The sequence below is a fragment of the Vibrio sp. DNB22_10_4 genome (genome assembly GCF_052879755.1).
The window spans coordinates 1,069,002-1,091,786 of the sequence record NZ_JBNNXW010000001.1 but is presented as its reverse complement, the minus strand read 5'-3'; the positions used below and the strand labels follow the sequence as shown (position 1 = coordinate 1,091,786).

Here is a 22,785-nt window from a genome sequence, read left to right as displayed (position 1 = left end):
CTCCTTATTTATCTTTACGGAACATTTCAAGCATGCGCTTGGTGACGGTGAAACCACCGAAAATGTTGATACTGGCAATCAATACAGCGATGAACGCCAAGAAAGAGACAACGCCATTGCCTTGACCTATCTGTAGCAGTGCACCAACTACGATAATGCCCGAGATCGCATTTGTAACTGACATCAGCGGTGTATGTAGAGCGTGAGTTACGTTCCATACAACGTAGTAACCGACAACACAAGCCAGTACAAATACCGTAAAGTGAGATAGGAATGCTGCAGGTGCAACGGATGCAATCCAACCAAATACACCTAGTGCCGCCACAAGTCCAGCCAGTTTTTTAACCGGAGAAGTCGGCTCTTCTACTTTTTCAGCTGGTTTTGGTGCTTGCGCTTTTGGCGCTTCAGGTTGTGCTGAAACTTGAATAGGTGGCGCAGGCCATGTGACCTCGCCTTCTTTCACGACAGTAACACCACGAAGAACGACATCTTCAAAGTTGATGTCGATGTTGCCATCTTTTTCTTTGCAGAGCAGTTTTAGAAGGTTAACAAGGTTTGTCGCGTAAAGCTGAGAAGACTGAGTAGGTAGACGACCAACCATGTCGGTGTAACCGATCACTTTTACACCGTTGTCAGTAGTAATCACTTGATCTGCGACTGTGTATTCACAGTTACCGCCGTTGGCTGCAGCGAGGTCAACGATAACGCTACCCGGTTTCATGGCGTCAACCATTTCTTTAGTGACAAGTTTTGGAGCTGGACGGCCAGGAATAAGTGCCGTTGTGATGATGATATCGACGTCTTTAGCTTGCTCCATATAAAGCTCGGCAGCTTTTTTATTGAAGTCATCAGACATCTCTTTGGCGTAACCATCGCCAGAGCCCGTATTTTCTTGGTAGTCAACTTCTAGGAACTCAGCGCCCATTGACTCAACTTGCTCTTTTACTTCTGGTCGAACGTCAAACGAGCGAACAATCGCACCTAAGCTACCTGCAGCACCGATTGCTGCAAGACCCGCCACACCGGCACCGGCTACGAATACTTTAGCAGGTGGTACTTTGCCTGCCGCAGTAATTTGACCTGTGAAGAATCGGCCAAACTCGTGTGCTGCTTCAACAACGGCACGATAACCTGCAATGTTCGCCATAGAACTTAGTGCATCAAGAGCTTGAGCACGAGAAATACGCGGTACCGCATCCATAGCCATAACGTTAATGTTTTTGCTAGAGAGCTTTTCCATTAACTCTGGATTTTGTGCTGGCCAAACAAAACTAATCAGGCTCGCGCCTTCTTTAAGTGATTCAATCTCTTCATCATTTGGCGCATTTACTTTCAGAACTAAGTCTGACTGCCAAACTTCTTGTGATGAGATAATCGTTGCTCCAGCAGCTTCATAAACTGCGTCGTCGAAGCTTGCAAGCACACCCGCTTGCGATTCCACTGAGACATCAAATCCCAGCTTTAAAAGCTGCTCGACCGATTTCGGCGTTGCAGCGACTCGCGTTTCTCCCGCGAGGGTTTCTCTTGGCACACCTATCAACAAAACTGACTCCTTGTGTATCAACTTGTGAATACTTTTCTTACCAAACAGAAGTCAAAGGGGTGCTTGGAGCATTTTGGCACGCCAATTTGCATAGCCATTCCTTAACTATTGGCAGAAGTATTGTTCTTTTTTAACCAACTGGGTTCGTAACATCAAGCTATTTGTAACTAAAAGACATAATTTCATTACATATAACGGAAAGTAATGACTTTTAAACAAACCTATCTAGTAAAAAAACCACACGAAAACCCCAAATTAGAGGTCATACCAGTGCAATATTACCTATACTTGGGAAATTTTCGTGTAAGTAGGTCATATTATGACAATATTTGCTGCAAACAGATGACCAACGTCAATTAAATCAATCAACTGAAACTGGTCTTTCCAGAACAAAAATGCATCAAAAATAGGGGTTAGAAAATCTTCTCACCCATTTGGTCTATGAACATTTGCGCTTTCTTAAGCATGAGTTCATTGGCGTCACCCTCGGTTCCGAGTACATCAGAGCGAATGAATCTGTGTTCTTTGACTTCGTCGTCAAATGTCTTAGTGATTCGACCAGCAATACGATATTGGCCATTTTCTGCAATGGCTTCTTGGTAAATGAGGAACCCTTTGTACTCAACAGGTTCGACTTGCTTTGGCTCTGGCGATTTACCGCCACCAAACAATTTTGAAAACAGTCCCACAGGCTTTCCTTAACGGCAAGTTATCTTATAAAAGCTCATGTTCGCTATTTTCCATTTTAGGGTCAACTTGAATCTCGCAAAGTTGTCGAGCTAATGCCGAATTGAATTGATTATTCCCGTAGCGATTCTATGGTTTCTAATGACATGAAATTTCTAAACATTTAATTGCAAACCGTATTTTTATAAACATTGCGGGAAAGGATCAGGTTTTGGACTTCTAAATGACAAAATACTTGGCAAAACATTAAATTACCGTATGCTAAAGCACTGTATAATAATCTCTATTGAAGTACCTGAGTTCTTATTTAATGGCGACCTCTTTTACCAGTTCAAACCTATTTCGTCTCTTCATGCCCGTGTTGATGATGATTGGTGTATTGGCTGGTGTAAATCACATCATTGACGCTACTCAAGCTAACTCCGGCTTCGTCACCAACCTCCCTTATATCTTGTTTGCTACGGCAATCGCGCTTAGCCACACTTTTAAGCAGTCTCGAATGGCAATGGTGGCCCTATCAATGCTACTTGCTTACTTAGTCGTGCAAGTTCGTCTGCAAAGTCCACTAAGTTCTGGCACTACATTACTCGAGTTGTCATTGTTGAGTTTGTTGCTCCCAGTTTCTTGCTGTCTCGTTTATCTGTTTTCTGACACTGGTGTAATTAGCCGCGGCATGGCGATCTTTGGTGTTACGATTATGAGCTTCGTTGGCTGGACCGCACTAATACTGTCTCATTTTGCTGGCGGTGGATTTCTAGGGTTTGAAAGTGACTTGCTGATGGCGTTTCCTCAAATCTCACGGCTACCATTGGTTTTAGTGCTTTTTACTGTAGCGATAGTCGGGGCGACTGGTATATTTCTGCTTAACTACAACCGCCCTATTGACGCTGCAGTCTTCGCCTCAATATTTATGGCAGGCGGCACGTTCATCTTCTTTCATATCCCTTACATTTCGAGCACGCTATTTTCGTTATCAGGTGTATTGATCATTATTTACGTCATTTCCGCTAGTCATCAAATGGCGTTCAACGATCGATTGACAAACATACCAGGCCGACGCGCACTCGAAATGGACATGAAGCATTTGGGAAGAAAGTTCACCATCGCTATGCTCGATGTTGATCACTTTAAATCATTCAATGATACTTACGGTCACGATACTGGTGATGACGTACTTAAACTGGTCGCATCACGCATGACTGGTGTTGGTGGTAATGCAAAAGTATACCGTTATGGTGGTGAGGAGTTCACTATCTTGTTCAAAGGTAAAACTGCAAAAGATAGTAAACCCTACTTGGATGAACTGCGTGAGCAAATTCAAGACTATCAGATGGTTATTCGAGACGAGACCAAGCGCCCTGCCAATACAAAACAAGGCGTGAAAAAGCGCGGAACTAAAAATGATCAGTCAACGGTGAGTGTCACTGTTAGTATTGGTGCAGCCGACAGCAAGACGACTCGCAAACCTGAAGACGTGCTTAAAAAGGCGGATAAAGCGCTTTACAGCGCTAAAGAGAAAGGCCGAAACCAAGTACAGTGCGCGCGATAACCACATTGTTCTCAATCAAAGACGTTACTCCTGGTTAAAGAACAGTACTATACTGCCCCCTTTCAAGTCACTACCGTAATTGACGCTGAGTCCAATTCCAACATTGTCGACCATCGGAATGTGAAATGGCGGCGTTAGCAACCAACCCACCGTCCCTTCATAGTAATGACTCGAGCCTAATATCCCTATTGTGTCACCGCCGATATCGACTCTTCGTATACTGGTATAAACCGTTTGAATCGAGCGACCCCAGTCAGTCACATCATAAAAGAGCTTCGCCTCATTTGACCAATACCATCCTTCCGGCGTGCCAACATCTCCATCATTTGCTTGTCCCCAACCATAACCAGAAAAGTAGTTAAAGTTAGATCTAAATTTCACCTCACCCCAGTCTTTATCTTTGGTGTAATTGAATCCGACTTTTGGTTGAATCGATGTCGACCAAGCCGTTGTATTCACAAGCTTTCCATCAATAAAAGGCTGAAACAACTTGGAAAATGGGGATTGAAAATCGTAATTACTATTGAGGTATTGAAGATGGATACCGACGCCAGTTTCAAATGTCCAGTTTGGTGTAAAGTTGATTTCTTGCTCATAACCACTAAAGACACCGAGGACATATTTTCTGTGGCTATCTGGCCCATCTATAATTTGATCTTCAATCCTAAGCGCAGAAAAGCGTATGACAGCACGTTGTTGGAACATCTTATCGTCGGAAAGATCGAAAGTAAGAGGCAATGCTGATACAGCAATATTCTTGCGCTTGTCGAGTGCGTCTTGGGAACCAATATTTTCGTTGTCGATATTAAATACGGTATTGGGATCAAAGTCTTTAAACCCGAGCGTCAAAGCTTCACTGTCCGTAAGAATAATTGCGGCAGCAAAGTCCTCTTCGAAGATGTCCCTAAACTCCGGGTCAGCCTGAGCTGAAAAGTGACAAATTATCGCTGCAGCCACAAAGCTTTGAGAGACTTTTAACAAAACAACCTCATAAATGAACCACTAAAAACCTGACTAACTGGCTTATTAATTTACTTACTTGAATCGAGCCTAAGGCTAAGAATAGCAAAAGCATCACCCGATAAAGTAACGCTTTGTCATGACGGTAGCTAAAATTCGTCTTAACCAATCACTTTGAATAAGTGCTTAGTCGTTGTTTTAACAACCATTGATAGGATAAGAGATATTATGAAGTCGTACTAATGATATCGCTCTCTAGCTGCAATACGTAGCGATTACGACCACTTCGTTTCGCTTGATAGAGCAGCTTGTCGGCTCTTTCATACAGCTCATTAATGGATTCAGTCCCTGTTGGGATAGCACTATAAACACCAAGTGACAGCGTCACTCTATCTGCAGTTTGAGAGTACTCGTGTGGAATGTTCAACGATACTATCCCGTCTTTTACTCGTGCTGCATTTCCTTCTGCTTCGGCTATATCACTTCGACTGAGCAATATAACGAACTCCTCCCCACCATAACGCCCTACATACTCACCAGAACGGATGAACATGACGTCTAAAAACTGAGCAATATTAATTAAACACTGGTCGCCTTCGGTATGTCCGTAGTTATCGTTGAACGCTTTGAAATGATCGACATCCATTAGAATCACAGAAAGCGGCATTTGATGTCGGCCGTGCCACTGGATCAGCTCGGTCAATTTTTGATCCATATAACGGCGATTAAACAGTTTGGTTAGGCCATCTTCATTTGCTTGATGCTGAAGCGCTCGGTTCGCTTCTTCCAACTGAGAACTGGCTTGTTTTAACTCACGTCTCATGTGAGCAATACGCTGCATAGCAATCAATTTTGATTGCAACACAATCTTGTTGACGGGTTTTACAAGATAATCGTCACCACCCGCATCGATCGCTTTAGCGATCATTTCCGGCTCATCGTGACTACTTAGGAAAATGATAGGGATCCAATCGGCTTTGTAGCGTTGACGTATCTCTGAGGCGACTTCAAACCCGTCCATTTCAGGCATTGAGATATCTAGGAGCACCAACTCAGGGTCAAACGTCGGATAAAGCGCGAGAGCCTCTCGCCCACTCGCTGCAACCTCAACCTCATGCCCCAGTTGTTTGAGGCGTATCTGCAACTGCATTCTTTCCAACTGAGCGTCATCAACGAGGAGTATTTTCATCGAAGATTCTATGGACATCATAAGCATCCTTGTCTTTGTATTACGCCGATGTATTGTTAATATAAACCACATATTAGGACAATATTCAAACAGTCCCACAAAAATCGCAATAATAACAGCTTGTTTAGGCCGAAAACGTAGTTTTGGCTGGGCATTATCTAATGAGTTGGATTATTATTGTCTTTTAGGAAGGTAATCGCAGGATTATCGATAAACGTTATACAGAGAAAGCTGCATGTCTGACACACAAAATACTGAAACCCCAATCGTAGACCTAGAAACGATATCCGCTGAGCTTAAGCAGGTTATCCTATTTGACGAGGTGCCAGAAGAGCTTTACAACATGGTAGTATCGATTCACGAAGTAACTGAAGAAGCGGTTCGTGAAGCATGGGATTCACTGCCAGCCAGTGCTCAAAACATCCTAGACAACTTTGAACAGTTCCACGCGTTGATCTCGGTCAGCCAAGCTTTCGCTGGTGTAAGCGCTCTTGAAGAGTTTACAACAATGGAACTTCCAGCAGATATGAGCGACGAAGACAAAGAATCTTACAAAGCTGAGCTTCTTGATAAAGTACTGCAAAACTGCATCAAAGACATGGTTAAGCAAATCAAGAAAGCGCGTCGTGACGCGATTCTAAAGCGTGACTTCAAAGAAGTATTCGTGAAGTAATCGCTATAGAAGATCAAAAAGCCACATTGTCATGTGGCTTTTTTTATAGGTGGGGTTCAAGCGCGACGTCTTTTTGCGCGACACTCACACCTTTAATTTGAGCGTACACCGATTGGCCTACGTTCAATTGCAGGTCATCCACTGCCCACTGGGTAACCGTCGCAACAAGTTCACAGCGACCTCCTAAAGACAATACCACTTCAACACTTTGTCTTGGGGTTCCTTTTCCGCCCTGAGCAATGGTTTTGATGGTACAAGGTAAAATATTTCGAATGGACGTATTTATCGCTCGGCTTAGTGCAATTGAAACGTCGTTAGCTCTAACTCGCAATCGCACCGTTTCACCGACGGCCGCTTCCGTTCGCTGCACCCATAAGTAGTGATCGTTCGTTAACGCCACTTTCGTCAGGCCATACGTATCATTTTGAGCGACCACCTCACCTTTAAATAGTGCGCTTTTGTCAGAAAACGATTGCCACGATTGCATGATTTTCGTACCCCATACATGCTCAATCAAACCGGATTCGACAATGCAACCCTCATCAATAATGACCAGGTGCTGTGCCAGTCGCAAAATCTCATTAAGGCTATGTGTCACGTATAGAATCGGGATATCAACACGACTCGACAGTGCTTCTAGAAAAGGCATTAACTCGCGCTTTCTCGGATTATCAAGTGACGCTAATGGTTCATCCATGAGCAATACCTTAGGCTTTCTCAGTAGTGCGCGTCCGATAGCAACTCGCTGTTTCTCCCCTCCAGACAACGAACTTGGATAGCGATTCAAAAGCGGCTCAATAGCAAGCAGCTCTACGATTTCACTAAAATGCCCTGCATCAGCTTTAGTGACCCCGTAACGCAGATTACGCTCTACAGACAAATGAGGGAATAAACGTGCGTCTTGGAATACATAGCCTATTTCTCGCTTTTCTATCGCAAGGTCAATACCCTGGCTGGAATCAAATATCGTTCGACCATTAAAGCGAATATGCCCTGAATCTGGTTGGACTAACCCACTAATAAGGTTTATTAACGTGGTCTTACCCGCGCCAGAGCGCCCAAAGACGGCACTGATACCACTCGAAGGCAATGAAGCTTTTAGATGGAATGCTTGCTCACCAAATTTTTTGGTTACATCGATATCTAACCTTGTCATTGTGTCACTCCTAAGCGGCGTGCCACCCAGCGGTTAAGCGATTCAGAAAAATAGAGTGACGCTAGCGATATCACAATAGAGATGATACACAGTCTCATCGCTGCGTCTTCAGCGCCTGGGGTTTCTAGAAAACTGTACATGGCTAAAGGGATCGTTTGAGTTTCACCGGGAATATTCGATACAAAACTGATCGTTGCGCCAAACTCACCAAGGCTTCGAGCGAACGACAGCATGGTACCGCTAATAATTCCCGGAATAACAAGCGGTAGCGTGATGGTGAAAAACACCTTTCTCGGTGATGCGCCTAGCGTTCTAGCGGCCTGTTCTAGCTTGTGATCGACACTATCCATCGACAAGCGAATGGAACGAACCATCAAGGGCAGCGCAACGATAATGCAGGCTAATACTGCACCTCGCCAGCTAAAACTAAAACTAACTCCAGTTAGCTGATAAATAAACTGGCCTATGACCCCTTGCTTTCCCATGGAAACCAAAAGCAAATAACCCACGACAACCGGCGGCAGAACTAAGGGCAAATGAATCACGCTGTCTAAAACACTTTTACCAATGAAATGCTTTTTGCTTAGTAGCCACGCGAAAAATACGCCAATTGGAATCAACCAGAGAATGGCGACACCGGCCACTTTCACACTGAGTTGTATCGCTTCAACTTCATAGTCAGTCAGCATATTAAAGATTTGCTTCCTTATCTGTGATAAATCCATGTTGTCTTAATATGGTTTGCCCTTGTTCTGAAGCGACAAACTCAGCAAACTGCTTGGTCTGCATGTCATGGTTGAGTGTCACTAAAGGATAGTCGATAGCATCGTGACTCGAAGCCGGAAATTCAGCCAGTTTAGTGACGCCGTCACTAGCCATTAAATCCGAACTGTATACGATACCTAAAGGTGCCTCTTTCCTATCCACGAGTGCCAGAACCTGCCTTACATTGTTCACCGGCGCTAATTGACTACGCACAGTTGACCACAGCTTTAACGATTCCAATGCCTGTTTCGCGTAAATACCCGCTGGTACTGCGTTAACTTGTCCGATTGCTATTCGGTCATCATTAAGGTATCGCTGCCAATCACTTTGGTTTGAAATATCAAATGACCTTACTTCACCCTTTAATTTGCTAGTGATTAGAACCAACTTATTTCTGGCGATATGTTGAATATCATCTGAGCTGATCACCTTTTGGGACACGAGATAATCAACCCAGCGCGCGTTGGCAGAAATGAACACATCCGCTGGCGCCTCTCTTTGAATCTGTCTCGCCAATGAAGATGAGCCCGCGTACACTGCCCTTACTTCAATGCCATACTCATGTTCAAACGTTTGAGCGAGTTCATTGACTGCATTGGTCATAGAGCTTGCAGCAAATACGGTGAGTGGTTTAGCCATTGCAGGTTGAACCATTGCAATCTGTGACAGCGTAACTAAAAGCAGAGTAATTACAGTGCGCATTAAAGGCGTTTCCTCTTCAGAACTCTTTATCTTTTTGCCCTGATAATTCAAGATCAGGCCACAGTTTTACAAGGTCTAGATGCTGTTCAATCGCATCCGCGATTCTATCGATGGCCGACTCTTTCTCATCGTTGATCGCAAACGACTCAATATCCGCTCCGTTCACCCAGCGGCAGACCAACTGAGTCACTTCCGGAGAATCAAAGAAACCATGTACGTAGGTGCCAAACACTTGATTGTCACTGCTGACCGCTCCATCAAGCTGCTTATCATCAAAGCTAACCGGCTGCTTGTCGCCAACAGTTGATCGGCCTGCATGAATTTCATAGCCAGAGAAAGTTGCAGAGCGATTTTCAAGAGTAAGGGTTCCATTAACGTTGGTAAGCTGCTTCTCACTTTCCAATACAGTGTCGAGTTGAAGCAGGTTCAAGCCATCACTACTTCCAGCTGAGCCTTCTATTCCTTTTGGATCTGCAATAGTATGGCCAAGCATTTGATAACCTCCGCAGATCCCCATCACTTTGCCGCCAAAACGCAAATGCTTGTAGATATCTTTATCCCACCCCTGCTCTCGAAGATAAGCAAGATCATCGCGCACAGATTTAGTCCCAGGCAATACAATTAAATCAGCGTTATCTAAACGTTCACCTTTACCTACATATCTAAAATCGATATCAGGATGCAGACGAAGTGCATCAAAGTCGGTGTGATTGCTGATGCGCGTTAATACAGGGACTGCGACACTGAGCTTTGTACTGGACTTAATATCATGTGAGGCATCTATGGCGTCTTCTGCTTCGATATTTAGGCCATGCAAAAAAGGTAATACACCGATAACGGGCTTACCCGTTTTTTCCTCTAGCCAATCTAAACCCGGTTCTAGTAATGATATATCACCACGAAAACGATTGATGACAAAACCCTTCACGCGCTGCTGCTCAGATTCCGATAATAAGGCCAGGGTGCCGTAAAGATGGGCGAAAACACCACCTCGGTCTATGTCTGCGACGATAATAACAGGAATATCTGCTTCTTCTGCGAACCCCATATTGGCGATGTCATTCGCTCTGAGGTTAATCTCTGCTGGGCTACCTGCGCCTTCAATAACCACGGAATCAAAACGGCTACTAAGCTTCTCAAACGAGTCAAGCACATAAGGCATAGCAAAGCGTTTGTAATCATGAAAACCCACTGCGTCCATATTCGCATGGGCTTTGCCTTGGATAATTATTTGCGCGCCAGTATCAGAGTTTGGCTTTATCAACACCGGATTCATATCAACGGTAGCCACTACATTCGCAGCTTGGGCTTGAACCGCCTGAGCGCGTCCAATTTCACCGCCATCTTCAGTAACTGCACTGTTTAATGCCATATTTTGTGGTTTAAATGGGGCAACCATTATCCCTTGGCGTGCTAGAACGCGGCATAACCCTGCCACTAATACACTTTTACCCGCATCGGATGTCGTGCCTTGAACCATAAGTGCTTGTGAAGTGCGGCGCATATCGTGCAAATTTCCTTAATCAATAGTTCGATTAGTTTACCTTTTTTACTCATCACGACCAACGCTTCACATTGAAACTTAACGAATTATTCGACACCCAATTGGCTAAAGCTTCGTCAATTATGCCTACAAGCTCTCGATATCGTTAAAATGGTCTGTATTTTGCAATTAGTTTTTTTATATACTTAGTCAATTCAAAATTCGAGATTATATCGATATCTTTTTATCATGGAGTCCTCATGCTAGGTAAAGCAAGTCGAGCTGCGCTGTTAACATTGGCAGTTGCCGCCCCTACGCTGGTTCAAGCGAACAATTTTAACTATAACTCTTTCGAAGTCCGCTTAGGTGCTAACCCAGGTACAGTAGGAGCTGAGTTTACGACCTTCTTTACGGAAAATACGCATATTATTGCTCGTGCAGACAGTCGCTTTGAAGGTGACTGGGATGTTGCCGGTGGTTTAGGCTTTAACGGCCCTATTGGTCAATTCGCCGATGTTTTCGGTCAACTTTTGGTGCACAATGTGAAAACCAAGGACGACGAAAAATTTGATAGCGAATTTATGTCTGAGTTCAATATCGGTTCACGCGTTTGGCTTCTTCAGAATGTTGAAGGTGTAGGTCAAGTCGGTATGCTAAATCGCCGTGATGATACCGTGTTTATTTGGAGTGTGGGCGCGCGTTTCCACTCTACTGACGCACTATCACTAGGTGCAGACATCAAAGATAGCGGTATTTACGGTCCTCAAGTACAGATGTCCGTAGAGTTTGGCTTCTAAACTCTACGATATTATCTATTCGCCACGCTGCGAAGAATTAAAAAGGGCTTTCCAAATATGGAAAGCCCTTTTGTTTTATTTAGTTGGTTTTGGCTGAACGTATTTACGGCTTACGTCTACAATTGCCACATCTCTAAAGAAACTTCTACCTAATAATACTGGGTATTTTAGGTGGGTTCTATCAGCAAGAGTAAATTCCGTCTTGCTAGTCATGTCACCAATTTTAATCACCGAAACGATGACTGGGCGCTTATCACTCTCTTCTGAGCTTGACTGCTTTACTTTTACCCAACGGTCAACTGGCATCGATACTTCTTTAGATTCCACACCATCGTGCTTCACTTTAAATTTAACCCAATCTTTACCATCACGCTCAAATGGGACAATATCAACGGCGCTAAGCGAAGAGGTTGTCGCACCAGTATCGACACGTGCCTTTGTCGTCACTTTCATATCCATAAGGCGAACATATTCTTGCTCACCTAAGATTAACTTGCCGTCGTCACTCTTAACTGGAGCTGGCTTTGGCTTCTCCGCTGGTTTGGTTTCTTTTACTGGCTCCTCCGGCTTTTCCGGTTTCGCTTCAGTCACCTTCTCTTCCGGTTTTACTTCTGGCTCAACCGGTTCAGCTTTTGGTGCTTCTGGCGTCGCTTCTGCTGCCGGTGGCTCAACCGGTGGCGGAGTTTGTGTCGGTGTTGTCGAACACGCAACCAAGCCACCAGATAACATTAACGGTAATATCGCTTTCCAAGGTTTCATTCATTCACCTTTATTATTTTTAGTAGTTTCTATTGTCGTCTTTATTTTTGACTAACAGCGGCTAATGCATCGGCAACATATGGCAATTGAGACTCAGAAAGTCCAGCGATGTTAATACGGCCATCGTCAACACCATAAATAGCATAGTCCGTGCGCAATCGTTGCATTTGCTCTGCTGTAAATCCTAGCACAGTAAACATGCCTTTGTGAGACATGATGAAGTCAAAATCAGTCGATGAGCCAGTTTGCTTCACTGCTTTACATAAGCCATCACGCAAAGATACAAGTCGTTGTTGCATCTCAGAAAGCTCTGTTGTCCACATAGTAGTTAAATGGTCATCTTTTAGAATCGTTTTAACCAGCGCCGCACCGTGGTCAGGTGGCATGGTGTATGTTGAACGCGCAAGCGTTAGCAGCTTACCTTTAGCATTATTCGCTTCAGCTGCGTTTTTTCCAATGACAATCGCTGCACCTGTACGCTCACGGTACAAGCCAAAGTTTTTGGAACAAGACGTAGTCAACAGCATCTCTTCCACATTTTCTGCCATGTGACGAAGACCCAATGCATCTTGCTCTAGCCCATCACCAAAACCTTGGTAAGCAACATCGACAAAAGGAACAAAACCGTTTTTAACGCTAAGCTCGGTGATGGCTTTCCAGTCGTCTAGCGCAATGTCCGCGCCTGTTGGATTGTGGCAACAACCATGCAGCAATACTACATCGCCCTGACCTGCTTGACTAAGATCGGTCAGCATCGCATCTCGATCCACTTGCTTTGTTGCTACATCGAAGTAACGATAAAACTTAACCTGCAAGCCAGCAGCTTCCATAACAGGCTTATGGTTTACATAGCTTGGGTTTGATAACCACACTGTTGTACCTGGAGCAGCTACATTCATTAGGTCACCCAGCATACGCAAGCCACCACTTGCACCAGGGGTTTGAATGACCGACATACGGTCGTAAATAGGTGTTTCACCAAAAACCACTTTCGCGATGCTTTGGTTGAATTCTTCACATCCGGCAAGGCCAACGTAGGCTTTAGTCTGTTGCTCTGAAGTCACAATGCGCTGAGCTTCGGCAATAGCCTTCATGATTGGAGTTTGACCGTCGCTATTTCTATATACACCAATGCCAAGATCGACTTTGTCGGTACGAGGATCATTTCGGTAAGCTACGGAAAGAGAAAGAATAGGATCGAGCACTGGCTCGGGTAACTGAGAGAACATGAAAGTCACAACCCTTTGAAATTCAAGCAATGGCCTTCACGTTATCATTAGATTAAAAATATTGAAATAGTTTTGTTATTGGTGAGGGCGATTCATTCTGTAAACCTAACTGTAAACCAGATTAACTCCTCTCAATATGTTGCATAAAAGATCATCAGTTCCAATGAAATTAAGTGCTCTGCGGCATTAAAAAAGGAGCCGAAGCTCCTTATTTTTGCATAACCAATGTTATAGATTTGTAAATCGGTGTATAACCTGGTTTGCACTTCCGCGCCATTCTAACTCTGGATCGGCGAGATCTTTCTCGAATTTGCCATCCACCAGCACATCGATAAGATCAACCACTTGCTTTTGTTCTGCACTCAGGTCTGCAAGCACATACCCAGTCCAAAGCCAAATATCCTTTCCTTCACACTCTGCTCGTACACGCTCCACCAGTTTAAGTACAGCGCTCACATTCGCAGGATGAAGTGGATCTCCCCCAGATAACGACAGACCGCGCTTTCTAATTCGACTGTCGTTTAAGTCTGCTATGATTTGGTCTTCAAGCTCTTGGGTAAACAAATGACCAGAATGCAATGACAGAGTCGACTGATTATAACAACCACGGCATTGATGCACACAACCAGAAACAAAGAGAGTACAACGCGTACCAGGTCCATTGACCACGTCGATTGGATGATACTGGTGATAATTCATGGGTTGTAACTCTCTTTACTGACTTCTTTGTTTAACGATTACAGGTGCTTAACGCGGCGTTTAACTTCTTCTTGTTTACCGAAGTTAAAAGGACGAGCATCCGGGCTACCTAGATAGCCACACACACGGCGTGTTACTGACACGCGGGTAGAGTCATGGTTACCACATTTAGGACACGTAAAGCCCTTACTTGTACAGTCAAACTCACCCATGTAGCCACATTCATAACACTCATCAATTGGTGTATTGGTACCGTAATATGGCACTCGGCTGTAACTGTAATCCCACACGTTCTCTAGCGCTTCGATGTTACGCTGCATATTCGGGAACTCGCCATAGCAGATAAAACCACCTGACGAAATTTCTGGATACGGCATCTCGAAATCGATCTTGTCGTACGGGTTTACCTTTTTCTGCACATCTAGGTGGAAGCTGTTGGTGTAGTAACCTTTGTCCGTTACGCCTTCAATCACACCAAATTCTTTAGTATCAATTTGGCAGAAGCGGCTACATAGGTTTTCACTAGGTGTGCCGTATAGGCTAAATGCGTAACCTGTTTCTTCAGCCCACTTGTTCACAACTTCTTTCATATGTTTGATGATATCCAGCGCCATATCGCGCATTTGATTGTCATCGTACATGTGAGTTTCTGTACCAAAAAGTGCAGTCATCGTCTCGTGGATACCAATGTAACCTAAAGAGATAGACGCGCGACCATTTTTGAAGATTGGAGCAATCGAGTCATCCGCTTTCAATCGAACGCCACAAGCGCCTTCCATATATAGAATAGGTGCAACGCGCGCTTTAACTTTTTCTAGACGACTAATGCGTGTTTCTAGTGCCTTGCGAGCCAGTAACAAACGGTCATTCAATAGCTCATAGAACTTATCAACGCTGCCCTTCGCTTTGATTGCGATACGTGGCAAGTTCAAGCTCACAACACCTAGGTTGTTACGACCTTCATGTTGCAGTTCGCCATTCTCTTCGTAAGTATTCAGGAAGCTGCGGCAACCCATCGGAGTTTTGAACGAACCTGTTACTTCAACCACTTTGTCGTAGTTTAAGATGTCTGGATACATTCGCTTAGATGCACACTCCAAAGCCAACTGCTTAACATCGTAGTTTGGATCCTCTGACTTGTGGTTCAATCCATCTTTAATTGCGAATACCAGTTTCGGGAACACCGCTGTTTTTGCGTTTTTACCAAGGCCCGCGATACGGTTCTTAAGGATCGAAGTTTGGATCAACTTCGATTCCCAGCTCGTACCTAGACCAAAGCCAAACGTAACAAAAGGAGTTTGACCATTCGCGGTATGAAGTGTGTTCACTTCGTACTCAAGAGATTGGAATGCGTCATAACACTCTTTCTCAGTGCGTGATTGAGCGAACGCTTCTGGTTGATGAATATCCCAGTCTTTCGCGATTTCAAAATGTTTGTCGTAGCTTGCTTTTACATAAGGCGCGAGTACTTCATCAATGCGGTTGATCGTAGTACCACCATAAATATGGCTCGCTACCTGCGCAATGATTTGTGCCGTTACCGCTGTCGCAGTTGAAATTGATTTCGGTGTATCAATTTCTGCATTACCCATCTTAAAGCCATGCGTCAGCATGCCTTTTAAATCGATAAGCATACAGTTAAACATAGGGAAGAAAGGTGCGTAATCTAGATCGTGATAGTGAATATCACCCTCATCGTGTGCCTGAACCACATCGCGTGGCAAGATGCGAGTTTTCGCATAGTGCTTAGCAACGATGCCTGCCAGCAGGTCACGTTGGGTTGGAATCACTTTACCGTCTTTGTTAGCGTTCTCATTAAGAAGATCGGCATTGCTCTCTTCAATAAGGCCTTCGATCTCTTTAGTCAGAGCGCTTTTCTTTTCGCGTGAAATATCACGGTCATGACGATACTCAATGTAAGAACGTGCTAGCCCTTTGTATGGACCTTGCATCAATTCGTTCTCTACGAGAGTTTGGATTTCCTGAATATCCACATGTTCGCAATCCTGCAGCTTGAGCTCGACCGCTAACGCTACATTTTTAGCATAGATTTCGAGTTCCTTATCTGCATGTTCCGCCGCACTTACCACAGCAGCTTCAATACGATCCTTTGTAAACGGAGCACGAGAGCCATCTCTCTTGATTACGATTGTTTTCACCCTTTCTCCTTACCCCTAGCATACTCACAGACTTATCCACAAACACACTATATAGGGTTGTTACTTTTTCTTCTGACACAATATATTGTGGTGTATTTAACGAGAAGCACCAACTGAAAGTATTGATTTAGATCAATAAAAACTGGGTAGTGAACAAGAAGAATTCGATCTAAATGAACTGGATCTCATACCGTGTAATTTCAAAATACGACACGAATTTTTAGTCAAAAACAGTTGCATTTCCGCCAAGGCTTACGGCACATTGCCTGAAAGAAGTTTTATAAATGGCAAGGACAATGATAAGAACAAACAGTTATAAATACTTAGTTACAACCTTACTTGTTGGAATATCTCTTTTTCCTACATTAAGTATTGCGAAAGACGAATCTCTAACTTTGATGACTTGGAATCTTGAGTGGTTAACTTCAACTCCATCTAAAAAATTTTCAACGAGTTATCGTTCCGAAGACGACTTTTCCGCGCTGAAGACACAGTTCATGGGAGTCAGCCCTGATATTCTCGCCTTTCAAGAAGTGGACAGCGTAGAGGCCATTTCTCGGGTTGTGGGATCCGATTACGAAATCTACCTCTCAGACCGGTCATTACCTAACAATAAGCGGCATCAGTTCTCTGGAATAAATCAATATACAGGCTTTGCCGTTCGTCATGGACATACCGTAAAAGACGTCGCTGACTTTCCCCTAAGTAAAGGAGGACGACTTCGATTTGCCTCTGCTATTGAATTAACGTTAGAAGATAGGGCTACGATTAAGCTTCTTTCTGTTCACCTTAAAGCCGGATGCAGTGGTAAATACACATCTCATCACTCGTGCAAGACACTCAAGCAGCAAGGCAGAGTTCTTAACAGTTGGCTTAAGCAGCTAGAATCTAGTGACGAGTCGTATGTATTACTTGGTGACTTCAACCACAACCTCGCTTATTCGGGCGACTGGCTCTGGACAATACTCACCAAAGATCTCAATACTGTGCCTAGGCTTACAACTAAGTCAACCAAAGCCGAGTGTAAAGTACGTTCTAATCGCACCCCCAACAAGACCCATCAGTTTCGGTCGTTAATCGACCATATTGTCGTCAGTCCCAACTTACGAAGCAGTCCGGCCAGACAAGACGTCATGCCGACCAAAAGTGTTCTCAACTACCAGATGAGCGATCATTGCCCTATTTCATTAACACTGTATAAATAGACAGCCCTTAGTAAAGATGGCTAAGCTTAGAAACACAAGAATTATCTGACTTTGTAATCATTGTTGTCGATGCCTCATCGCTTAAATAGGATTATTCCTTTAGACCAAGCTTTAACAACCATCTTCGTGGTGGGCAAAAACCTGTGAAACCACTTTGAATCAGGTTGAAACCGATGAACACCGTAAACCAGACAAAATAGTGACTGACGTAGATGGTAAGAAATAGCGAAATCAAAATCATTGTTCCTGCGAGAATTCGGATACCATTTTCCACTTTCATAATCAACTCCTTAATAAGTAATATCTAATGTAACATTTAAAAATAAAGCCCCGCACCCAAAGCGGAGCCTTCTAGTGAAGGGAGTGTTTTAGACCGTTGCTGTCACAATCCCACGCTTTAGCGCTACGTAATATAAAATTGGGATAACCAATAGCGTCAATACTGTCGATACGAAGATACCGAATATCAAACTGATCGCGAGTCCATTGAAGATAGAGTCATCTAGGATAAAGACAGCGCCAATCATCGCAGCCAGTGCGGTAAGCATAATTGGTTTGGCACGGACGATAGCCGATTCAATCACTGCCTCGCCCAATTCCATTCCATCTCTTAACTGATGATTAATAAAATCAACCAACAGTATCGAGTTTCGAACGATAATACCGGCGAGCGCTATCATGCCTATCATCGATGTCGCTGTGAACTGAGCTCCCAATAGCGCATGACCCGGCATCACCCCAATGATGGTCAATGGAATCGGCGCCATGATAATGAGTGGCACTAAGTACGATTTGAACTGCGCGACCACTAACAGATATATCAGTATCATGCCAACTGCATAGGCAATACCCATGTCGCGAAATGTCTCGTAAGTAATCGTCCATTCACCATCCCAGAAGATCTCGATTCCTTTAAGCCCCGATGGTTGGTCAACAAAGTACTGCTCGGCATCCAGTCCATTGTCCGCTAGGCTCGATGAAATATCGGCCATACCATAAAGAGGACTATCTAAATCGCCAGTCATATCACCGACAACCATGATCATTGGAACAAGGTTTTTATGAACGATGTAATTATCCATCGCTTGCTCTCGTACCTTAATCAAATCCGCAAGAATATACTGCGTACCCGAAGCAGAGTTTATCTTCATATTCATCACCTGATCCAAACGCACCTTGGCACTCTCTTTAGCTTGGATTTGAATTGGGATCGGATATTTGCTCTGCTCACTATGCAAATAGCTCACCGGCTTACCACCTACCGCCGTCGCGAGTGAATCGACTATCGATGAGTAAGCCACGCCCAAGCGAGAGGCTTTACTGCGATCAATCACTACCTGCCATTTTTGATGTGCTTCTGGTAAGTAGAGATCGACATCAACAATGTCATTCGTCTCACGGAAAATCTCTCTAAGTTTCAACGCGGCTTGTTCACGAACTTCCTGGGTCGGCCCGTAGACCTCTGCCAGAATTGGCGACCAAACTGGTGGGCCAGGTGGCACTTCAACTACCTTAACTTTGCCGCCAAATTTCTGTGCGATCTCTACAAGCTTTGGTCTCACTGCGACAGCGATCTCATGGCTTGAACGATCACGCTCTGACTTATCCACCAAGTTAACTTGGATATCCCCTTTTTCTGGTGCTTGGCGCATGAAGTAGTGACGCACTAAGCCATTAAAGTTAATCGGCGCTGCAGTACCTGCATAGATCTGGTAGTCACTGACTTCTTCGACGTCATTCAAAGCATCACTAAGCTCAAACAACACGCGCTGCGTGCGCTCTAGTGAGTTGCCTTCAGGCATATCCAATATCACTTGGAACTCAGATTTATTGTCAAACGGCAGCATTTTCATGACCACGAGTTGCTGAACCGGCAGCCACATTGACACGGAAATCGCCACCAATACGCCCACACCTAACAACATGCGATTGCGTTTTTGTACTCGACTCACGACAAACGGTGACATCACCTTTTTAAAGAAAACCGATTGTTTACTGCTGACTGCTTCTTCGTGGGCATTGCCCTCTTTAAGCAGAATGCGCGCTAACCAAGGCGTTAACACAAACGCGATAATCAGCGAGATCAACATCCCCATCGAGGCATTGATCGGGATTGGACTCATATACGGCCCCATTAACCCCGATACAAAGGCCATCGGTAACAAAGCTGCGATAACGGTTAATGTTGCCAATATAGTAGGACCACCTACCTCATCAACGGCGCCCGGAATCAGCTCTGCCAGTTTCTGTTTACCTTTCACCATATGACGGTGAATATTTTCTACCACCACAATGGCGTCATCGACCAAAATACCGATAGAGAAAATAAGCGCGAACAGAGAGACACGATTGAGAGTGAAGCCCCAAGCCCATGACGCAAACAGCGTCAGCAACAAAGTGATAATAACTGCGACACCAACAACGACCGCTTCGCGTACGCCCATGGCCACGAGAACCAACAGAACTACCGCGCCCGTAGCAAAAGCAAGTTTACCAATCAGCGTATTGGCTTTATCTGCTGCGGTCTGGCCGTAGTCGCGGGTGACATCTACTTGGATGGTATCCGGAATTAAAGTGCTTTCTAACTGACCTAAGCGTTCATCAACCGCTTTGGCGACATCCACTGCGTTCTCACCGCTTTTCTTCGCAATCGCAATAGTCACGGCTGGTTTAATGTCGCTCTTGTCACTTGTCCAAACAACTTGCGTTGGCGTATCTGTCCCTAAATTTATCTCGGCAATGTCTGCCAAATAAACAGGCTGACCATCATACAAACCAACCACTAACTGTTTCACTTCATCGACGTTAGTAAGGAACTCGCCGATTTGTAGAGGTATGGATTGGTTGTCTTGCGTCAAGCTCAGCATAGGTGATGCAGAATTAGCATCTGGCAACATCTGATTAAGCGAATCAATAGTGACGCCGTAACCTGACATTTTCGCTGGGTCGAGCCTAACATCAACAATCGTTGGCTGACGACCAACCGTGTAGATATCTCGCGTACCTGGAATGCGCTTTAGCTCGGTTTCAAGCCCGTGCGCAACACTGGTGATCTCTTGTAGCGTTGCCGAGTCCGATTTAGGTGATAAGGTCACGTTTACAATAGGCACATCTTCGATACCACGAGGCTTGATAATAGGCTGTCCGACGCCCATGTTCGCTGGCATCCAATCATTGTTGGAATAGAGCTTATTGTATATCTTAACGACGGCTTCGTTTCTTGGAATCCCGACTTCGAATATCGCAACAATCATTGCGCCGCCAGGTTGAGAGAACGAATATATTTTGTCGATGCCGTTGATCTCCGAGATAATTTGCTCAGCCGGATTGGTGACTAAACTCTCGACTTCTCTAGGTGAGGCACCTGGAAACGGAATATAAACATCAGCAAAAGTGACATCAATTTGCGGCTCTTCTTCTTTGGGCGTAACAGCAATCGCCATCAAACCGAGCAACAATGCAACTAAAGCCAATAAAGGCGTCATTGCCGATGACTGGAATGCGGCCGCGATGCGCCCCGAAATCCCCATCTTATCGTTTTCTGTATCGTGACTCATACTGCCCCCTACTTCTCAGCCAAGAAGCTGACTACATCGGTGACGATCTCATCACCCACTTCTAGACCACTAAGTACTTCAAGTTGACCGTTACGCGATTGACCAACACGCACAGGATTCATTGTGACTTTTTCACCTTCCAAACGATAAACAACACTCAACTCGCCACGGCGAATGACGGCTGATTCTGGAATTTCAATCGACGGTCTATCATCATAAGTAAAGGCGACCTTCACCCACTCTCCTGGCAGTAAATTTTGTGGCTGCTCAAGAAGCTCAAGACGAAGGCGGAAAGCACGAGATTTTTCATGAGCGTAATTGAACAGTTTCGCCTCATAAGGCTCAAGGATCTCTCCATTTAGAGTGGTTATAGAAAACTGACTGGCATCCTCTACCTTTTCGCGATAGCGCTGAGGGATTTCTGTTACCACTCGAAGCGGAGACAATGAAAAGCCAGTCATCAATTGGCTACCTGGTGCGACGGTTTCACCAAGTTCGACATGACGTTGAGTGACAACACCGGTATACGGAGCGCGTATGCTGGTGTAGCCCAATGATTCTTTGGCCTGCGCGACAGCCGCTTTCGCTTGCTTGACTTCGGCAACGGAAGAGCGCGCTTCAGCTTCTGCTGCATCTAAACGCTCTCGCGAAATTGCGCCCTTGGGAAACAGATCGCGATAGCGCTTCACTTGAGCCGTTGCTTTGATGTTTTGCGCATTGGCGCTGTTAAGCTGAGCCAACGCCGCATCCAGTGACGCAGATTGTTGCTCTGCGCTGATTTCCAGTAACACATCGCCTTGATTGACGATGTCATTCACATCAGCATTCACCGCCACTATTCTTCCGGATGTTTGTGCCGAGAGCGTACCGCGATTCACGGCTTCTACTGTTGCGTCTAACTCAACAACGGAATCAATGTTGTTTACTTCAATAATGGTGGTGTCATAAGCGCTTGCTGTTGCGCTGAATACTGCGCTAGCAATCACTGCCCACTTTAGAAAGCTGACTTTCATATTTACCTCATTATTATTAATTAGTTAAATCTAATATAAACACATTCATTAGCAATGTCTAATGTTTTTATTTAGATTTTGCTAAATTACAGTACTGATGATGACTTCTTATGTGACTGGTTGAATTATAGGCAATAAAAAAGCCCGGTTTTTCAACCGAGCTTTCAAATTCTAATCTTAATATCAGAAAGTTAACTAGACGCCTAATGAAAGGCTATGACTGTTTGGCCATATTGACTTGCTTGTTCTTACCCAACAATACATCACCAATGAACATTCCTACCAACATGGCAAAAACAAAACCAACAATCCCCAGATTGCCATTAGCGATAGAGGAAATGGCGGGGCCAGGACAAATACCTGCTATGCCCCAACCCAACCCAAATAGCGCTGACCCGCTTAGTAGTTGAACATCAAGTTTTTTGTTCTCAGACAGGCAAAACTGATCAGTACAAACTGGCTCAGCTTTACGACGAATAACAAGCCAATAGCTAGGCGCAAACACCAATAGCGCTCCACCCATAACAAAAGCTAGGTCTGGCGACCATTGTCCGAAAATATCTAGAAATGCCATCACATTGGCAGGATCGCTCATGCCAGAAACAATCATACCCGCGCCAAACAAAAAACCACTAATCAATGCAATCAATCGAAACATGG

The 22,785-nt window shown here is 44.5% G+C and carries 20 protein-coding genes; 4 read left to right on the top strand and 16 right to left on the bottom strand.

Features of this window, described 5'->3' with window-relative positions; genetic code table 11:
• Nucleotides 1-4 precede the first annotated feature (4 nt).
• Together ACVA6Q_RS04735 and ACVA6Q_RS04730 are read right to left on the bottom strand one after the other, a co-directional pair.
• Nucleotides 5-1,543 (bottom strand): Re/Si-specific NAD(P)(+) transhydrogenase subunit alpha, encoded by a 1,539-nt coding sequence (locus ACVA6Q_RS04735; RefSeq protein WP_446646696.1) that lies wholly within the window; start codon nt 1,541-1,543, stop codon nt 5-7.
• Between the two features lie 413 nt (nt 1,544-1,956).
• Nucleotides 1,957-2,232: an HlyU family transcriptional regulator gene (locus tag ACVA6Q_RS04730; RefSeq protein ID WP_353499319.1), complete on the bottom strand. Its 276-nt coding sequence runs from the start codon at nt 2,230-2,232 to the stop codon at nt 1,957-1,959.
• Between the two features lie 308 nt (nt 2,233-2,540).
• Between ACVA6Q_RS04730 and ACVA6Q_RS04725 the strand changes: the two genes are divergently transcribed.
• Nucleotides 2,541-3,779 carry a GGDEF domain-containing protein gene (locus ACVA6Q_RS04725; protein ID WP_353499320.1) on the top strand — a complete coding sequence of 413 codons (1,239 nt, stop codon included), beginning with the start codon at nt 2,541-2,543 and terminating at the stop codon, nt 3,777-3,779.
• Nucleotides 3,780-3,803: 24 nt separating this feature from the next.
• Here ACVA6Q_RS04725 and ACVA6Q_RS04720 read toward each other — a convergent pair whose 3' ends face one another.
• Both ACVA6Q_RS04720 and ACVA6Q_RS04715 read right to left on the bottom strand, forming a co-directional pair.
• Complete coding sequence (locus ACVA6Q_RS04720; protein WP_353499321.1) at nt 3,804-4,760, bottom strand: Solitary outer membrane autotransporter beta-barrel domain; 957 nt, start codon at nt 4,758-4,760, stop codon at nt 3,804-3,806.
• Nucleotides 4,761-4,965: 205 nt separating this feature from the next.
• Entirely contained in the window at nt 4,966-5,949 is a 984-nt protein-coding gene (locus ACVA6Q_RS04715) for a GGDEF domain-containing protein (RefSeq protein ID WP_446646695.1), read from the bottom strand.
• 214 nt (nt 5,950-6,163) lie between these two features.
• Here ACVA6Q_RS04715 and ACVA6Q_RS04710 point away from each other — a divergent pair, with 214 nt between their 5' ends.
• Nucleotides 6,164-6,601, top strand: coding sequence for a DUF3069 domain-containing protein (locus ACVA6Q_RS04710; protein WP_353499323.1), 438 nt, complete (start codon nt 6,164-6,166; stop codon nt 6,599-6,601).
• A gap of 43 nt (nt 6,602-6,644) precedes the next feature.
• Here the strand turns inward: ACVA6Q_RS04710 and modC are convergent, their stop codons facing one another.
• Genes modC through ACVA6Q_RS04690 form a run of 4 tightly spaced genes read right to left on the bottom strand, consistent with a single transcriptional unit; the run spans nt 6,645 to nt 10,728 of the window.
• Entirely contained in the window at nt 6,645-7,757 is a 1,113-nt protein-coding gene (modC, locus tag ACVA6Q_RS04705; protein ID WP_446646694.1) for a molybdenum ABC transporter ATP-binding protein ModC, read from the bottom strand.
• A complete protein-coding gene (modB, locus tag ACVA6Q_RS04700; protein WP_446646693.1) occupies nt 7,754-8,446 on the bottom strand; it encodes a molybdate ABC transporter permease subunit in 693 nt (230 codons plus the stop codon). The genes modC and modB overlap by 4 nt, the downstream gene beginning before the upstream one ends.
• Before the next feature lies 1 nt (nt 8,447).
• Entirely contained in the window at nt 8,448-9,224 is a 777-nt protein-coding gene (gene modA / locus ACVA6Q_RS04695; protein WP_446646692.1) for a molybdate ABC transporter substrate-binding protein, read from the bottom strand.
• A gap of 16 nt (nt 9,225-9,240) precedes the next feature.
• The gene (locus ACVA6Q_RS04690; protein WP_446646691.1) at nt 9,241-10,728 is read right to left on the bottom strand and encodes a cobyric acid synthase; all 1,488 of its coding nucleotides are present in this window, start codon (nt 10,726-10,728) and stop codon (nt 9,241-9,243) included.
• A 239-nt stretch (nt 10,729-10,967) separates the two neighbouring features.
• Here ACVA6Q_RS04690 and ACVA6Q_RS04685 point away from each other — a divergent pair, with 239 nt between their 5' ends.
• Complete coding sequence (locus ACVA6Q_RS04685; RefSeq protein ID WP_353499328.1) at nt 10,968-11,504, top strand: hypothetical protein; 537 nt, start codon at nt 10,968-10,970, stop codon at nt 11,502-11,504.
• A 75-nt stretch (nt 11,505-11,579) separates the two neighbouring features.
• On the opposite strand, the gene ACVA6Q_RS04680 is transcribed toward ACVA6Q_RS04685, so the two are convergent.
• From ACVA6Q_RS04680 to nrdD, 4 genes are all read right to left on the bottom strand, one after another.
• Nucleotides 11,580-12,263 carry a putative ATP-dependent zinc protease gene (locus ACVA6Q_RS04680; protein ID WP_446646690.1) on the bottom strand — a complete coding sequence of 228 codons (684 nt, stop codon included), beginning with the start codon at nt 12,261-12,263 and terminating at the stop codon, nt 11,580-11,582.
• A 41-nt stretch (nt 12,264-12,304) separates the two neighbouring features.
• Complete coding sequence (locus tag ACVA6Q_RS04675) at nt 12,305-13,492, bottom strand: amino acid aminotransferase (protein WP_446646689.1); 1,188 nt, start codon at nt 13,490-13,492, stop codon at nt 12,305-12,307.
• 228 nt (nt 13,493-13,720) lie between these two features.
• A complete protein-coding gene (gene nrdG / locus ACVA6Q_RS04670; RefSeq protein ID WP_446646688.1) occupies nt 13,721-14,191 on the bottom strand; it encodes an anaerobic ribonucleoside-triphosphate reductase-activating protein in 471 nt (156 codons plus the stop codon).
• Between the two features lie 38 nt (nt 14,192-14,229).
• Nucleotides 14,230-16,350, bottom strand: coding sequence for an anaerobic ribonucleoside-triphosphate reductase (gene nrdD, locus ACVA6Q_RS04665; protein WP_353499331.1), 2,121 nt, complete (start codon nt 16,348-16,350; stop codon nt 14,230-14,232).
• A gap of 398 nt (nt 16,351-16,748) precedes the next feature.
• On the opposite strand from nrdD, the gene ACVA6Q_RS04660 reads away from it, so the two are divergent.
• On the top strand, nt 16,749-17,555 hold the full coding sequence (locus ACVA6Q_RS04660) for an endonuclease/exonuclease/phosphatase family protein (protein ID WP_446646687.1): 807 nt from the start codon (nt 16,749-16,751) through the stop codon (nt 17,553-17,555).
• Nucleotides 17,556-17,646: 91 nt separating this feature from the next.
• Here the strand turns inward: ACVA6Q_RS04660 and ACVA6Q_RS04655 are convergent, their stop codons facing one another.
• The 4 genes from ACVA6Q_RS04655 to ACVA6Q_RS04640 form a co-directional block, all read right to left on the bottom strand.
• On the bottom strand, nt 17,647-17,835 hold the full coding sequence (locus ACVA6Q_RS04655) for a YgaP family membrane protein (RefSeq protein ID WP_353499333.1): 189 nt from the start codon (nt 17,833-17,835) through the stop codon (nt 17,647-17,649).
• 88 nt (nt 17,836-17,923) lie between these two features.
• A complete protein-coding gene (locus ACVA6Q_RS04650) occupies nt 17,924-21,112 on the bottom strand; it encodes an efflux RND transporter permease subunit (RefSeq protein WP_446646686.1) in 3,189 nt (1,062 codons plus the stop codon).
• An 8-nt stretch (nt 21,113-21,120) separates the two neighbouring features.
• Nucleotides 21,121-22,125, bottom strand: a complete 1,005-nt coding sequence (locus tag ACVA6Q_RS04645) for an efflux RND transporter periplasmic adaptor subunit (protein WP_353499335.1) — start codon at nt 22,123-22,125, stop codon at nt 21,121-21,123.
• Between the two features lie 214 nt (nt 22,126-22,339).
• Nucleotides 22,340-22,783: a YeeE/YedE family protein gene (locus ACVA6Q_RS04640; RefSeq protein WP_353499336.1), complete on the bottom strand. Its 444-nt coding sequence runs from the start codon at nt 22,781-22,783 to the stop codon at nt 22,340-22,342.
• Nucleotides 22,784-22,785 lie beyond the last annotated feature (2 nt).

What these genes read in the sequence shown, in the direction of transcription:
- ACVA6Q_RS04675 (WP_446646689.1), bottom strand. Translation starts at nt 13,492, where the DNA reads ATGTTCTCTCAGTTACCCGAGCCAGTGCTCGATCCTATTCTTTCTCTT.
- ACVA6Q_RS04715 (WP_446646695.1), bottom strand. Translation starts at nt 5,949, where the DNA reads ATGATGTCCATAGAATCTTCGATGAAAATACTCCTCGTTGATGACGCT.
- ACVA6Q_RS04725 (WP_353499320.1), top strand. Translation starts at nt 2,541, where the DNA reads ATGGCGACCTCTTTTACCAGTTCAAACCTATTTCGTCTCTTCATGCCC.
- modB (WP_446646693.1), bottom strand. Translation starts at nt 8,446, where the DNA reads ATGCTGACTGACTATGAAGTTGAAGCGATACAACTCAGTGTGAAAGTG.
- ACVA6Q_RS04685 (WP_353499328.1), top strand. Translation starts at nt 10,968, where the DNA reads ATGCTAGGTAAAGCAAGTCGAGCTGCGCTGTTAACATTGGCAGTTGCC.
- ACVA6Q_RS04645 (WP_353499335.1), bottom strand. Translation starts at nt 22,125, where the DNA reads ATGAAAGTCAGCTTTCTAAAGTGGGCAGTGATTGCTAGCGCAGTATTC.
- ACVA6Q_RS04680 (WP_446646690.1), bottom strand. Translation starts at nt 12,263, where the DNA reads ATGAAACCTTGGAAAGCGATATTACCGTTAATGTTATCTGGTGGCTTG.
- ACVA6Q_RS04660 (WP_446646687.1), top strand. Translation starts at nt 16,749, where the DNA reads ATGACTTGGAATCTTGAGTGGTTAACTTCAACTCCATCTAAAAAATTT.
- modC (WP_446646694.1), bottom strand. Translation starts at nt 7,757, where the DNA reads ATGACAAGGTTAGATATCGATGTAACCAAAAAATTTGGTGAGCAAGCA.
- ACVA6Q_RS04640 (WP_353499336.1), bottom strand. Translation starts at nt 22,783, where the DNA reads ATGTTTCGATTGATTGCATTGATTAGTGGTTTTTTGTTTGGCGCGGGT.
- ACVA6Q_RS04650 (WP_446646686.1), bottom strand. Translation starts at nt 21,112, where the DNA reads ATGAGTCACGATACAGAAAACGATAAGATGGGGATTTCGGGGCGCATC.
- ACVA6Q_RS04690 (WP_446646691.1), bottom strand. Translation starts at nt 10,728, where the DNA reads ATGCGCCGCACTTCACAAGCACTTATGGTTCAAGGCACGACATCCGAT.
- ACVA6Q_RS04655 (WP_353499333.1), bottom strand. Translation starts at nt 17,835, where the DNA reads ATGAAAGTGGAAAATGGTATCCGAATTCTCGCAGGAACAATGATTTTG.
- ACVA6Q_RS04710 (WP_353499323.1), top strand. Translation starts at nt 6,164, where the DNA reads ATGTCTGACACACAAAATACTGAAACCCCAATCGTAGACCTAGAAACG.
- modA (WP_446646692.1), bottom strand. Translation starts at nt 9,224, where the DNA reads ATGCGCACTGTAATTACTCTGCTTTTAGTTACGCTGTCACAGATTGCA.
- nrdG (WP_446646688.1), bottom strand. Translation starts at nt 14,191, where the DNA reads ATGAATTATCACCAGTATCATCCAATCGACGTGGTCAATGGACCTGGT.